Consider the following 13,953-nt stretch of genomic DNA (forward strand, 5'->3'; position numbering starts at 1 on the left):
ATGAACGGTGGTTCACTTCCCTTTTCAATAACATTACGGTGTTAGGGTTGGTTAAAAAATGCTGCTGCTGTGAGGTTCGACCAACTCGCGCTCAAGCCGGGGCGGCCAGGGCGTCCTGCGCGCCCGCCCTTTCCTGGACGACCACCTCGACCTGCTTTTCCTGGCCGACCAGCGCGCCCGGGTTTACCAGGACCACCATTGGCATATTCAGTGAATAGCAGGGCACGTCCATTGGGGTCATAAATCCAGCCATTAACGAACCAACCTAAATGCCTTCCGGGGAAGGAGTAAATAGACTCTTCATGGATATATGCAATAGGCTGGCCGCCAAATGTGTAAAGATGTTCACCGTCTTGACAGTAGCAGTATGGTTGGCCGTTGCTGTCGTAGAAAGTAAGTTCCATACAATCCCTCGTACTATGGTTGATGAGGCGCTTTATACATCGATAGTAAACGATGCAGATGGTTCGGTCCATTTGACGGCTGGACGAGTATCATCCTAGATACTGTGCTAAAAATTGCTCTACTTCTTTAATCATAGAGCGTACATCGTCCGCAGAAAATTCAGAGGGCTTCCCGTGTGCCGCATTATTTCTAATGTCGGCGAGCGCGGTAATCCTTTTCTGCTGAAGTTTATTATAGGTACCAGCCTTGGCCAGATCAGCGTTCATCTTGTCGAGCTTGCCATGCTCAACAGCACTTCTATCGCATAATTCTCTAAGTCCGGTTTCAAGGACGACCCCCGCGATAACGGCTGCTGCAACATGATAGCCGCTTGTCAAGAGCTCTTCCGCTTGCTCCAATTCATTGTCGAAAACCTCAGCCTGGACTAAGGCCTTAATAGACGTCAAATAGCCGCCCTCAAAGTCATCTTTTGCGGCCCCTAAAACAGCTCGGGTACGTTTCAATGAGTTGTAATGACCATCGCCTAAACCGTTTAACTTTTCTGAATGAGTAAATTCGATGAAATGCTGTGAAGTTTCGCCGCAAACTTGAATTATTATATTTTTTGCTTTTACACGCCAAGATAGAAGGGCGTCTTGGTCGATTCGCCATCCATCACCGAAATCGCTGGCAACTTTTACTTTGGCTGTTTCTATTGCATTTACTTCGTTCATCAAGCTTTCAAATCTTTCAGAGATTTTTTTGTTCAAAGTGGATTCCTTTCTTTAGATGCCAAGGTAAACGTACAGCATTTGTGGATAATCTAGCAGTAGTTTATGTCAGGAGGGCAGTCCCCTGTGCGTGTGTGATTCTTAAGCCCATACATTACGGCCTAAAAAATGACGGATTTTAAGAAGAAACGACGAGACCCTAGACAAGCGCAACGTGGGGCTATGGTTGGCGAGCCTGTCCGAAAAGGACTCGCCTCTTGTGATTGGTAGCTATGCCTTCGGGGCGCTCGCTGTTTAGCTAGTCAAATCGCCTGTAACCAGCACCAAGTTGAATGCATATGACAGGTAATGTCGATTTGAATCTGGAAGCGCTGCGCTGCATTTAAGAAAGCACACGATTTGCGACTAAAATATTGCGGATTTGTTTTATGGAAAGCTTGGCGGTACCGCTCGGTAACTTAAGTGCAGAATCGGTGCCTGCAATAATGCCAACGATCTCTCTTTCTGATCGACCATCACTGAGCAGGCGCTTGGCGTGGGAGCAAATGCTCTCATTGCGATCTATTGTGGCTTCACGGCGTATGGCTGCCGAGCTGTTGCCCGCTTTGCGCGCATTTGCACTAATCCGGATCTTATCTGCGCTGCTCAAAAGCGGAGAGGCGTAGACGTTCGCCAAGGTCATGTAATACCGGGCTGTCCCCAGCAAGTCAGCGACCGCCTCACGTGCTTCGATTTCCAGATGAGGTTGCTCGTGACGTACCTCTTCCACAAGCTCCATAAAGTCGTCTGACGCATCTGCAATCAGAGCCGCTAGATTCTCAAAGTTTCCCGCAGATAGATCCTTGTCGAAGCCACTCAACCATCTCTCTAGTGTCTCAATGACACGGCAAGCTCGATCAATCGCCAGCGCGGCAATGTATTGGCTATCAGTAATAGCTGAGTTGGACGATTCCCCTATTGTCCAGCGGATGCATCGAGGTAAGTCGTCTCTGGATCGCTCAAATTGTTGGCGTATGTTGTAGGAGAGCCGTCTGACATTTGCCAGCACTCGAATGGACTCAGCGGACCACTCCCCATCTGTCAGATGGCTCGCCCAGTGCTCTTGGCCCTCTAGGATGAGTTCGAGAGCATCATCGATGCGTTCTGCAAATTCGTCGTATAGCGTGAATCGCTCAAACGTTTCGACAATCTCCCATCCCTCAATGTTTAGGGGAGCGCTTAAGTAATATTTTCTATTCAACATCCACCCCTCGCCCCGTTTCTGTGCCCGAAAAAACGCGAGGGCCTGCGCCCGGCAGACCTGTGAGGCCGCCAGTGAGGAGAGGGGATTTCTGCTTGCCGGTGTTGCCGATTCTGGAACACCTTTTGTGTGCCATCGACCATGTGTTCCAGTTGAGCGCTATTTGTGTTCCACCATTGAAAGCCACGCAATTAAAGGCTTTCACCAGTTTCGGAACACATGGAACACGTGGAACACCGGTTTTTTGAGGAATCAGGATTGGCATGGTCAAATGGCTTGTCCAAACTGGCCCAGCACGACATTCCCATTCTGCAACTTGTCCAGATGATCGGCATACCACTGCATCATGGTTGTTCGTTGCTCGAGGTACTGAGCTTTGTTGTAGACCCCCGAGATGCCCTCTTCTTTGTGGGCTAATTGCGCCTCCACATGTTCCTTTGGCCATCCGTGTTCACGGAGCAGGGTGCTCGCTGTGTGCCGCGTGCCGTGGCCAACAAGACGTCCTTTGTAGCCAATGGTCGCGAATACTTTATTGATTGTGTTCTCACTGATAGTCGGATTCTTCGCGCCAACTCCAGGAAATAGCCAGCGGCTGCGCCCGGTTAAAGCGTGCAGCTCTCTAAGTGCGACCAGTGCTTGGTAAGGAAGAGGGCACACGAAGTCTCGGCGCATCTTCATCTTCGATGCAGGTGTAGTCCACAGAGCTTTATCGAGATCGAACTCTTTCCACTCAGCTAGACGAACCATTCCCGGCCTTGAGGCTGTCCATATACAAAGCCATGCCGCCGTTCGAGCGGTGAGTCTGCTGGGGGTGTTCTTTAAGGCGGTGAGAAACTCGCCGAGTTCGGGCTCTAGCAAATGAGGGTGTTGTTGAGTTTTCGGTGCTTGAGCTGCGATGTCGCGTAGACGGCTACCAGGATCGTTTTCTGTCAGTCCCAAGCCGATTGCTCTGCCGAAGATCTGATTGACCCACGTCCGACATTTTTCAGCAACGTTATGCGCCTCCCGAGCTTCGAGGGAGGCCTGGAGATTTGCACAATCGGTTCGGGTTATTTCGTCCAGAGGTTTATCACCAAGCGCTGGAAGAATGTCTTTGTCGAGGTAGGTGCGGATTTTATTGAGAGTGGAGGAGGCGAGACCTTTTTCCTCCTTTGCCTTGAGCCAAGCTTCCGCAGCCGCTTTGAAGGTTCGAGTTCGAGCGGCATCGATTGCCGCTTTTGCCGAGCGCTTTTGTTCAAGAGGGTCGGCACCGCTACTGACAACCTTCCGCAGATCGGCTGCTTTTTCGCGGGCAAGTGCGCCGCTGACTTCTGGATAGCCGCCGAGGCCCATCCATGCCCAATTACCTGCAGGACGCTTGTACCGGAGTTGCCATGATTTGCCCCCGTCCGGTTTGACCCGGAAATATAAGCCGTTTCCATCCAGCTCTCGATATTCCTTTGTTTCAGGCTCAAGCCCTGAAAGCGTGGTATCGGCGAGAGGGCGACGCTTGATGTCTGCGCGTTTCATCCTTGTATCCCAAAGTTCGGTATTTTTCTCAGGATACAAGCAGGGATACAGGGATACAACGGATAAGGGGATACAGGGATAAACAGCCAGGCACAAAAAAACCGGCCAAGAGGCCGGTTTCTCTGGGTCTGAGAGGCTGGTAAAGACTCTCAGATACTGCTATGTGGTGCCCCGAGGGAGACTCGAACTCCCACTCCTTTCGAAAACGGATTTTGAATCCGCCGCGTCTACCAATTCCGCCATCAGGGCTCAATGGCGGCGAAGTATAGAGATGAGATTACCGTCGGTCAATCAGGTACATAGAGAATTTTCACTATTTCGGCTAGACTTCCGGGCCCTGCTAGACGAACCCCATCATGCGCGTTGCTGACTTTACTTTCGAACTCCCAGATTCGCTGATCGCCCGCCACCCTTTGGCCGAGCGTCGCAACAGTCGCCTGTTGACCCTTGACGGGGTCAGCGGCGCCCTGGCACACCGTCAATTCACCGATTTGCTCGAGCATTTGCGCCCGGGCGATTTGATGGTGTTCAACAATACCCGGGTGATTCCGGCGCGGCTGTTTGGCCAGAAGGCTTCCGGCGGCAAGCTGGAAATCCTGGTGGAGCGGGTGCTCGACAGTCATCGCGTGCTGGCGCATGTGCGTTCCAGCAAGTCGCCCAAGCCTGGGTCGAAGATCCTGATCGACGGCGGTGGCGAGGCCGAGATGCTGGCGCGTCACGATGCGTTGTTCGAGCTGGGGTTTGCCGAAGAGGTGTTGCCGCTGCTCGATCGCGTCGGGCACATGCCGTTGCCTCCTTATATAGATCGCCCTGATGAAGGCTCGGACCGCGAGCGTTATCAGACGGTGTACGCCGAGCGCCTGGGCGCGGTGGCGGCGCCGACGGCGGGGCTGCATTTCGATCAGCCGCTGATGGAGGCAATTGCCGCCAAAGGCATCGAGACTGCATTCGTGACCTTGCACGTGGGGGCGGGCACGTTCCAGCCGGTGCGCGTCGAGAAGATCGAAGACCACCACATGCACAGCGAATGGCTGGAAGTCGGTCAGGACGTGGTGGATGCCGTTGCGGCCTGCCGCGCTCGCGGCGGTCGGGTGGTGGCGGTGGGGACCACCAGCGTGCGTTCCCTGGAAAGCGCCGCGCGCGATGGTGTGCTCAAGCCGTTCAGTGGCGATACTGACATATTTATCTACCCGGGCCGGCCGTTTCATGTGGTCGATGCCCTGGTCACCAACTTCCATTTGCCTGAATCCACGCTGTTGATGCTGGTTTCGGCGTTCGCCGGTTATCCCGAGGCCATGGCCGCGTATAAAGCCGCCGTCGACAACGAATACCGCTTTTTCAGCTACGGTGATGCGATGTTTATCACCCGTAATCCCGCACCACGTGGCCCTGAGGAAACAGAATGAGTCGCACCAGTCGCATGTCTTTTGAGCTCCTTGCCACCGATGGCAAGGCTCGTCGCGGTCGTTTGACCTTCCCGCGCGGTACCGTCGAGACTCCGGCCTTCATGCCAGTGGGCACGTACGGCACGGTCAAGGGCATGCTGCCGCGGGATATCGTCGCCACCGGCGCGGAAATCATTCTGGGGAACACCTTCCACTTGTGGCTGCGTCCTGGCACTCAGGTGATCAAGGAGCACGGCGACCTGCACGATTTCATGCAGTGGAAAGGCCCGATTCTGACCGACTCCGGCGGTTTTCAGGTGTTCAGCCTGGGCGCCATGCGCAAGATCAAGGAGGAGGGCGTGACCTTCGCCTCTCCGGTCGACGGCGCCAAAGTGTTCATGGGCCCGGAAGAGTCGATGCAGGTCCAGCGTGATCTGGGCTCGGACATCGTGATGATTTTTGACGAATGCACCCCATACCCGGCTGATGAAGACGTCGCGCGGGTGTCCATGGAGCTGTCGTTGCGCTGGGCCAAGCGTTCGAAAGAAGCTCATGGCGACAACACAGCAGCGCTGTTCGGCATCGTTCAGGGCGGCATGCACCAGGATTTGCGCATGCGCTCCCTGGAAGGCCTCGACAAGATCGGCTTCGACGGCCTGGCCATCGGCGGTCTGTCGGTGGGCGAGCCCAAGCACGAGATGATCAAAGTGCTGGATTACCTGCCGGGCCAGATGCCGGCTGACAAACCTCGTTACCTTATGGGCGTTGGCAAACCGGAAGATCTGGTTGAGGGTGTGCGCCGCGGTGTGGACATGTTCGATTGCGTGATGCCAACCCGTAATGCCCGCAACGGGCATCTGTTCATTGATACAGGCGTGCTGAAGATCCGTAACGCGTTCCATCGCCATGATGATTCGCCGCTGGATCCGACCTGCGATTGCTATACCTGCCAGAACTTCTCCCGTGCTTATCTGCACCATCTGGACAAGTGCGGCGAAATGCTGGGTAGCATGTTGAATACCATCCACAATTTGCGCCATTACCAGGTGCTTATGGCTGGTTTGCGCGAGGCTATTCAACAGGGTACATTGGCCGCCTTTGTCGATGCCTTCTACGCCAAACGCGGGTTGCCTGTTCCGCCTTTGGACTGAGTTTTCTGACCCCAAGATTCAACATTTGCAACTGGAGTGCTAAATGAGCTTTTTTATCTCTAATGCCATGGCTGACGCTGCTGCACCTGCGGCAGGCCCGATGGGCGGCGGTTTTGAGTGGATTTTCCTGGTCGGCTTCCTGGTCATCTTCTACCTGATGATCTGGCGTCCACAGGCCAAGCGCGCCAAAGAACAGAAGAACCTGCTGGGCAGCCTGCAAAAAGGTGACGAAGTTGTGACCACCGGTGGTATCGCCGGCAAGATCACCAAAGTGTCCGACGACTTCGTGGTTCTGGAAGTTTCCGACACCGTTGAAATGAAGTTCCAGAAAGGCGCCATCGCCGCCACGCTGCCAAAAGGCACGCTCAAAGCGATCTAAGTTTCAACTTCTACTCAATCGACGGGGCGCGCAAGGCGCCCCGCGTCATAAGCGGGCGGCGTGATGCTGAACAAATACCCTCTGTGGAAATACATTCTGATCCTGGCGGTGCTGGCGGTCGGTCTGATTTATTCCGCTCCCAATCTATATCCTGATGACCCGGCCATTCAGGTCAGCGGTGCAAGCACTGCGCTGCAAGTCAATCAGGCTGATCTGGACCGTGTGAGCACCGCGCTCAAGGAATCCGGGATCAACGTCAAGGCGGCCACGCTGGCGGCAAACGGCAAGGGCGGTCTGATCCGTCTGACCAAGGCTGAAGACCAGCTGCCGGCCAAAGACGTCGTGCGCAAGGCATTGGGTGATGACTACGTCGTTGCACTGAACCTGGCGCAAACCACCCCGCAATGGCTGCGCAGCCTGGGCGCGCACCCGATGAAGCTGGGTCTGGACTTGTCCGGTGGTGTGCACTTCCTGCTGGAAGTGGACATGGACAAAGCCCTCGACGCACGCCTGAAAGTCTACGAAGGCGACGTCAAGAGCCTGTTGCGTAAAGAGAAACTGCGCTATCGCAGCCTGCCGCAACTGGGCGGTGCCATTCAGCTGGGCTTCACTGATGAAGCGGCCCGCGAACAGGCCCGCGTGCTGATCCGCAAGAACTTCAACGATTTCGACATTGTTCCGGCCGACCTCAATGGCCCGGTACTGCGTCTGGCGATGACCCCGGCCAAGCTGGCGGAAATCCGCGAATACTCCATCAAGCAGAACTTGACCACGGTACGTAACCGCGTCAACGAGCTGGGTGTTGCCGAACCTATCGTTCAGCGTCAAGGCGCCAACCGCATCGTGGTTGAGCTGCCGGGCGTGCAAGACACTGCAGAAGCCAAGCGTATCCTCGGCAAGACGGCCAACCTGGAGTTCCGTCTGGCGGCTGAGCCTGGCGCTTCGAAAGCCACTTCCGAGTCGTTCGAGTTCCGTGAAGGCAATCGTCCTGCGGCGCTGATCGAGCGTGGCTTGATCATCACCGGTGACCAGGTGACGGACGCCAAGGCTGGCTTCGGCGAGCAAGGCACACCAGAAGTGAACATCCGTCTGGATGGCCATGGCGGCGAGCTGATGAGTCGTGCGACTCGCAACAACGTCGGTCGCAGCATGGCGGTGATCTTCATCGAACAACGTCCGGTGACCACTTACACCAAGCAAGTGGTCAACGGCGTCGAGAAAGAAGTGCCGGTTCAGACGTTTAAAGAAGAGAAGAAGATCATCAGCCTGGCGACCATTCAGTCGCCGCTGGGTGCCCAGTTCCGCATCACTGGCCTGAACGGCCAGGGCGAATCGTCCGAACTGGCGCTGCTGCTGCGTGCCGGTGGTCTGGCGGCACCGATGTACTTCGCTGAAGAACGTACCATCGGCCCAAGCCTGGGTGCTGACAACATCACCAAAGGTATCGATGCATCGCTGTGGGGCATGCTGTTTGTCTCGCTGTTCATCATGGCCATCTACCGCTTCTTCGGCCTCATCGCCACCGTCGCGCTGACGGTGAACATGGTGATGCTGCTGGCCCTGATGTCGCTGCTGGGTGCAACGCTGACCCTGCCGGGTATCGCCGGTATCGTGTTGACCATGGGTATGGCGGTCGACGCCAACGTACTGATTTTCTCGCGGATACGTGAAGAGATTGCGGCTGGCATGACTGTGCAGCGGGCAATCAACGAAGGCTTCGGACGGGCATTCACCGCGATTCTCGACGCCAACCTGACAACCTTGTTGGTGGGCGGGATTCTCTTTGCCATGGGCACCGGCCCGGTCAAGGGTTTCGCCGTGACCATGTCCCTCGGGATCTTTACCTCGATGTTCACGGCCATCATGGTGACCCGCGCGATGGTCAACCTGATCTTCGGCGGTCGTGACTTCAAGAAGTTGTGGATTTAAGGGGCTGCCATGTTACGTACAATCAACTTCATGGGCGTTCGCAACTTTGCGTTCGGCGTCACATTGTTCCTTACCGCGCTGGCAATGTTCAGTGTCTTTCATAAGGGCATGAACTGGGGCCTGGACTTCACCGGCGGTACGCTCATCGAGCTGACCTACGAGCGTCCGGCCGATGTCACCAAGGTGCGCGAACAACTGGTTACGGCCGGTTATCACGAAGCCATCGTGCAGAACTTCGGTGCAACCACCGATCTGCTGGTGCGCATGCCTGGCGAAGACCCGCAACTGGGTCACCAGGTGGCTGAAGCGCTGCAAAAAGTCGGCGGCGACAACCCGGCTCAGGTCAAGCGTGTCGAGTTCGTCGGCCCGCAGGTCGGTGAAGAGCTGCGCGACCAGGGCGGCCTCGGCATGCTGATGGCGCTGGGCGGCATCCTGATCTACCTGGCGTTCCGCTTTCAGTGGAAGTTTGCGGTCGGCGCGATCGTTTCGTTGATCCACGACGTGATCGTGACCATTGGTATCCTGTCGTTCTTTCAGATCACCTTCGACCTGACGGTGCTGGCGGCGGTGCTGGCGATCATTGGTTACTCGCTCAACGACACCATCGTGGTATTCGACCGGGTTCGTGAAAACTTCCGGGTGCTGCGCAAGGCCAGCCTGATCGAGAACATCAACATCTCGACCACGCAAACCCTGCTGCGGACCATGGCGACGTCGATCTCCACTTTGCTGGCGATCGCGGCCCTGTTGTTCTTCGGTGGCGACAACCTGTTCGGCTTCTCCATTGCCCTGTTCATCGGTGTTCTGGCGGGTACTTACTCGTCGATCTACATCGCGAACGTGGTGCTGATCTGGCTGAACCTGAACAGCGAGGACCTGATTCCTGTGGCGACGAGCGAGAAGGAAGTCGACGACCGTCCATAACGGTTATCGCTTTTCCAGCTATAGGCCGAGAAGGCGCGAGTGTTGAACTCGCGCCTTTTTTTATGCTCCAAGGCTGGGAGAAGCGCGGGTTTGTCCCGCCTGTGATAGCCAGGAGGTTCATGTGAACAAGTCGTTGCTGGTTGGTGCGGTATTGGGTGCTGTCGGTGTGACTGCCGGTGGTGCTGTTGCCACCTACAAACTGGTTAAAAGCGGCCCTGAGTATGCACAAGTGCTGGCCGTTGAACCGGTCAAGACACAAATCAAGACTCCACGTGAAGTGTGCAAGGACGTTGCAGTAACCCGGCAAGCGCCGGTGAAAGATCAACACCAGATCGCCGGTACGGTGGTCGGTGCGCTGGCTGGTGGCCTGTTGGGCAACCAGATCGGCGGCGGCACAGGCAAGAAAATCGCCACAGTGGCCGGTGCGGTCGGCGGCGGTTATGCGGGTAACAAGGTGCAGGAAGGCATGCAGGAGCGTGATACCTACACCACGACTCAGACTCGCTGCAACACGGTCAATGACATCAGCGACAAGGTTGTAGGCTACGACGTTCGTTATTCGCTGGATGGCAAGGAAGGCAAAGTGCGGATGGATCGCGATCCGGGCAACCAGATTCCGGTCGACAAGGACGGCAAGCTGATCCTGGGGCAGAACGAACCGGCCCGGTAATGAGCTGAGCGTCTCACGCAAAAAGAAGCATCCCGCAAGGGGATAATGCCAGTCAGTTAATGTGCAAGCCCGCTCCCACATGGATTGCGTTTAATTGACAGGCATTACCCGCAGGGGATGCTTTTTTTGTGCCTGAATTTTAGGTGTCACCACCCACGTGCTATGAAAGACTAGCGTCACTCTTCATTTTCGCGGCCTTTTGCCTGCCTGTCTTGAGCCCCCATGCCTGCCATCGATCATCCCTTGATAGACCAGTTCCTAGACGCCCTGTGGCTGGAGAAAGGCCTTTCCGATAACACCCGCGATGCCTATCGCAGCGACCTGGCCTTGTTCAACGGCTGGTTGCAGGAGAAGGGCCTGGAGCTGATCAACGCCGGCCGTGAATTGATCCTCGATCACCTGGCCTGGCGCCTGGAGCAAAACTACAAACCCCGTTCTACTGCGCGATTTCTCTCAGGTGTGCGTGGTTTCTATCGCTATTTGCTGCGGGAAAAGCTGATTGCCGTGGATCCGACCCTGCGCGTCGATATGCCGCAACTGGGTAGGCCGTTGCCTAAATCCTTGTCGGAAGCCGATGTGGAAGCGCTGCTGGCCGCGCCAGACCTGAGCGAAGCCATCGGTCAGCGTGATCGCGCCATGCTTGAAGTGCTTTACGCGTGTGGCTTGCGGGTGACGGAGCTGATCAGCCTGACGCTGGAACAGGTCAACTTGCGCCAAGGCGTGCTGCGGGTGATGGGCAAAGGCAGTAAGGAGCGGCTGGTGCCGATGGGGGAGGAGGCGATTGTCTGGGTCGAGCGCTACATGCGCGATGCCCGTGGCGAGCTGCTGGGCGGGCGTCCCAGCGATGTGCTGTTCCCCAGCCAGCGCGGCGAACAGATGACCCGCCAGACCTTCTGGCATCGCATCAAGCACCAGGCCAAAGTCGCCGGGATCGGCAAGTCGCTGTCGCCGCATACTTTGCGCCATGCCTTCGCCACGCACCTGCTCAACCACGGCGCCGACCTTCGGGTGGTGCAAATGTTGCTCGGCCACAGCGATCTCTCCACCACCCAGATCTATACTCACGTCGCCCGCGCGCGGTTGCAGGACCTGCACGCCAAGCATCACCCCAGAGGCTAGCGCAAATCCTGTGGCGAGGGAGCTTGCTCCCGCTGGGTTGCGCAGCAACCCCAAAACCAGGCGCTGCATTTATTCAGGAAAGCCCGACTGGCCTATTTGCGACTGCTACGCAGCCGAGCGGGAGCAAGCTCCCTCGCCACAATAATGGATGTCAGTCAGGCATGCGTGTCTCACGTCACCCGCATTCGGCCACACGGGCCTTATGTGGTAGGCTTTGCGGGTTTGTACGATGGGCGGTTATGACCCGGTGTTTCGGCACGGGCGTTCTGATCGTTCCATTTGTCCGCCTTCAGGAGTTCTCATGCGTCTGCCCCAGATTTTCGCCGCCGCCGCCATTGCGTTGGTCAGCACCTTTGCCGTCGCCGATGATGCGGCTGATAAAGCCATTCGTAAAAGCCTGGAAAACCTCCAGCTCGACGTGCCGGTCGAAACCATCACCGCCAGCCCGCTGCCAGGCCTGTACGAAGTCAAACTCAAGGGCAGCCGCGTGCTCTACGCCAGCGCGGACGGCCAATACGTGGTTCAGGGCTATCTGTTCCAGCTCAAGGACGGCAAGCCGGTCAACCTGACCGAGAAGACCGAACGCCTGGGCATTGCCAAGCTGATCAATGACATTCCAGTGGCTGAAACCGTGGTCTACCCGGCCATCGGCGAAACCAAGTCGCACATCACTGTCTTCACCGACACCACCTGCCCGTATTGCCACAAGCTGCACGCCGAAGTGCCTGAGCTGAACAAGCGCGGCATCGAAGTACGTTATGTGGCGTTCCCGCGCCAGGGCCTGGGCTCGCCGGGTGACGAACAACTGCAAGCCGTCTGGTGCTCCAAGGACAAGAAAGCGGCCATGGACAAAATGGTCGACGGCAAGGAAATCAAGGCCGCCAAGTGCGATAACCCGGTTTCCAAGCAGTTCGCCCTCGGTCAGTCGATTGGCGTGAACGGTACGCCGGCCATCGTTTTGGCTGACGGTCAGGTCATTCCGGGCTACCAGCCTGCGCCACAAGTCGCCAAACTGGCACTGGGCGCGAAGTAAATTCGCATCGTCACGGTCAGCCATTGACGATCGTGGTCCGGCGGCAGCATTTGCCGGGCCATCAATAGAGAGCCGCGAACCTGCGGCTGTTTTCACGGCCGGCCTTGAGTCGGCCGTTTTATGGGGAGTTCACAGTGAAACCGGTCAAAGTAGGCATCTGTGGGTTAGGGACCGTCGGTGGCGGTACCTTCAACGTACTTCAGCGCAACGCCGAGGAAATTGCTCGTCGTGCCGGGCGTGGAATCGAAGTGGCACAAATTGCCATGCGCACGCCAAAGCCTCAGTTCCAAACGACCGGTATTGCGATTACCAACGATGTCTTCGAAGTGGCCACGAACCCTGAGATCGACATCGTTATAGAGCTGATGGGCGGCTACACCGTTGCCCGCGAGCTGGTACTCAAGGCCATCGAGAATGGCAAGCATGTGGTCACCGCGAACAAGGCACTGATTGCCGTTCACGGTAATGAAATTTTCGCCAAGGCTCGCGAGAAGGGCGTGATCGTTGCGTTCGAAGCGGCCGTGGCCGGCGGTATTCCGGTGATCAAGGCGATCCGTGAAGGCCTGTCCGCCAACCGCATCAACTGGGTGGCCGGCATCATTAACGGCACCGGTAACTTCATCCTTACCGAAATGCGTGAAAAAGGCCGGACCTTCGAAGACGTGCTGGCCGAGGCGCAAGCCCTGGGTTACGCCGAAGCCGACCCGACGTTCGACGTGGAAGGTATCGATGCGGCCCACAAGCTGACGATCCTGGCGTCCATCGCGTTCGGTATCCCGCTGCAATTCGACAAGGCCTACACCGAAGGCATCACCAAGCTGACCACCGCGGACGTGAATTACGCCGAAGCGCTGGGCTATCGCATCAAGCACCTGGGCGTGGCGCGCAGCACCGCGGCCGGTATCGAACTGCGCGTGCACCCGACGCTGATCCCGGCCGACCGCCTGATCGCCAACGTCAATGGTGTGATGAACGCCGTGATGGTCAACGGTGACGCCGCCGGTTCGACCCTGTTCTACGGCGCTGGCGCCGGCATGGAGCCGACCGCTTCGTCGGTGATCGCCGACCTGGTGGACGTGGTGCGTGCCATGACCTCCGACCCGGAAAACCGCGTACCGCACCTGGCCTTCCAGCCAGATTCGCTGTCGGCCCACCCGATCCTGCCAATCGAAGCCTGCGAAAGCGCTTACTACCTGCGCATTCAGGCCAAGGACCATCCTGGCGTGCTGGCCCAGGTGGCGAGCATCCTGTCGGAGCGCGGCATCAACATCGAATCGATCATGCAGAAGGAAGTCGAGGAGCACGACGGCCTGGTGCCGATGATCCTGCTGACCCACCGCGTGCTGGAACAGCACATCAACGATGCGATCGCTGCCCTGGAAGCCCTGACGGGCGTGGTCGGCCCGGTCGTACGGATCCGCGTCGAGCACCTGAACTAAGCCGTTATCGTTCACCGGGCCCGCGTGCGGGCCCGGGTTTGCGAACACTGTCTATTGGAG

At 57.0% G+C, this 13,953-nt stretch carries 13 protein-coding genes and 1 tRNA gene; 9 read left to right on the forward strand and 5 right to left on the reverse strand.

The annotated features are described in order from the left end of the window. Positions 1-41: 41 nt before the first annotated feature. The 5 genes from LOY38_RS30270 to LOY38_RS05945 all read right to left on the reverse strand — a co-directional run bounded on the left by LOY38_RS30270 (position 42) and on the right by LOY38_RS05945 (position 4,113). A complete protein-coding gene (locus LOY38_RS30270; protein ID WP_408980566.1) occupies positions 42-476 on the reverse strand; it encodes a 4-fold beta flower protein in 435 nt (144 codons plus the stop codon). An 18-nt stretch (positions 477-494) separates the two neighbouring features. Then, positions 495-1,154: a hypothetical protein gene (locus LOY38_RS05930; protein WP_258699212.1), complete on the reverse strand. Its 660-nt coding sequence runs from the start codon at positions 1,152-1,154 to the stop codon at positions 495-497. Positions 1,155-1,497: 343 nt separating this feature from the next. Further along, entirely contained in the window at positions 1,498-2,358 is an 861-nt protein-coding gene (locus LOY38_RS05935; RefSeq protein ID WP_258699213.1) for a hypothetical protein, read from the reverse strand. A 264-nt stretch (positions 2,359-2,622) separates the two neighbouring features. Then, on the reverse strand, positions 2,623-3,864 hold the full coding sequence (locus LOY38_RS05940; protein WP_258699214.1) for an integrase arm-type DNA-binding domain-containing protein: 1,242 nt from the start codon (positions 3,862-3,864) through the stop codon (positions 2,623-2,625). Between the two features lie 164 nt (positions 3,865-4,028). Beyond that, a tRNA-Leu gene (locus LOY38_RS05945) sits at positions 4,029-4,113 on the reverse strand. A gap of 107 nt (positions 4,114-4,220) precedes the next feature. Here LOY38_RS05945 and queA point away from each other — a divergent pair. The 9 genes from queA to LOY38_RS05990 all read left to right on the forward strand — a co-directional run bounded on the left by queA (position 4,221) and on the right by LOY38_RS05990 (position 13,893). Continuing rightward, on the forward strand, positions 4,221-5,270 hold the full coding sequence (queA, locus tag LOY38_RS05950) for a tRNA preQ1(34) S-adenosylmethionine ribosyltransferase-isomerase QueA (protein WP_258699215.1): 1,050 nt from the start codon (positions 4,221-4,223) through the stop codon (positions 5,268-5,270). 14 nt (positions 5,271-5,284) lie between these two features. Next, positions 5,285-6,400 carry a tRNA guanosine(34) transglycosylase Tgt gene (tgt, locus tag LOY38_RS05955; RefSeq protein WP_258700667.1) on the forward strand — a complete coding sequence of 372 codons (1,116 nt, stop codon included), beginning with the start codon at positions 5,285-5,287 and terminating at the stop codon, positions 6,398-6,400. A gap of 43 nt (positions 6,401-6,443) precedes the next feature. Beyond that, positions 6,444-6,779 carry a preprotein translocase subunit YajC gene (gene yajC, locus LOY38_RS05960; protein ID WP_008014002.1) on the forward strand — a complete coding sequence of 112 codons (336 nt, stop codon included), beginning with the start codon at positions 6,444-6,446 and terminating at the stop codon, positions 6,777-6,779. A gap of 63 nt (positions 6,780-6,842) precedes the next feature. Continuing rightward, complete coding sequence (secD, locus tag LOY38_RS05965; protein WP_258699216.1) at positions 6,843-8,708, forward strand: protein translocase subunit SecD; 1,866 nt, start codon at positions 6,843-6,845, stop codon at positions 8,706-8,708. Between the two features lie 9 nt (positions 8,709-8,717). Further along, the gene (secF, locus tag LOY38_RS05970; protein ID WP_019581633.1) at positions 8,718-9,632 is read left to right on the forward strand and encodes a protein translocase subunit SecF; all 915 of its coding nucleotides are present in this window, start codon (positions 8,718-8,720) and stop codon (positions 9,630-9,632) included. Positions 9,633-9,753: 121 nt separating this feature from the next. Beyond that, positions 9,754-10,302: a glycine zipper 2TM domain-containing protein gene (locus LOY38_RS05975; protein ID WP_258699217.1), complete on the forward strand. Its 549-nt coding sequence runs from the start codon at positions 9,754-9,756 to the stop codon at positions 10,300-10,302. A gap of 222 nt (positions 10,303-10,524) precedes the next feature. Beyond that, a complete protein-coding gene (xerD, locus tag LOY38_RS05980) occupies positions 10,525-11,421 on the forward strand; it encodes a site-specific tyrosine recombinase XerD (protein ID WP_007934017.1) in 897 nt (298 codons plus the stop codon). Positions 11,422-11,722: 301 nt separating this feature from the next. After that, a complete protein-coding gene (locus LOY38_RS05985; protein ID WP_258699218.1) occupies positions 11,723-12,454 on the forward strand; it encodes a DsbC family protein in 732 nt (243 codons plus the stop codon). A gap of 134 nt (positions 12,455-12,588) precedes the next feature. Then, positions 12,589-13,893: a homoserine dehydrogenase gene (locus tag LOY38_RS05990; protein ID WP_258699219.1), complete on the forward strand. Its 1,305-nt coding sequence runs from the start codon at positions 12,589-12,591 to the stop codon at positions 13,891-13,893. Positions 13,894-13,953 lie beyond the last annotated feature (60 nt).

Source organism: Pseudomonas sp. B21-015, assembly GCF_024749285.1.
GTDB lineage: Bacteria > Pseudomonadota > Gammaproteobacteria > Pseudomonadales > Pseudomonadaceae > Aquipseudomonas.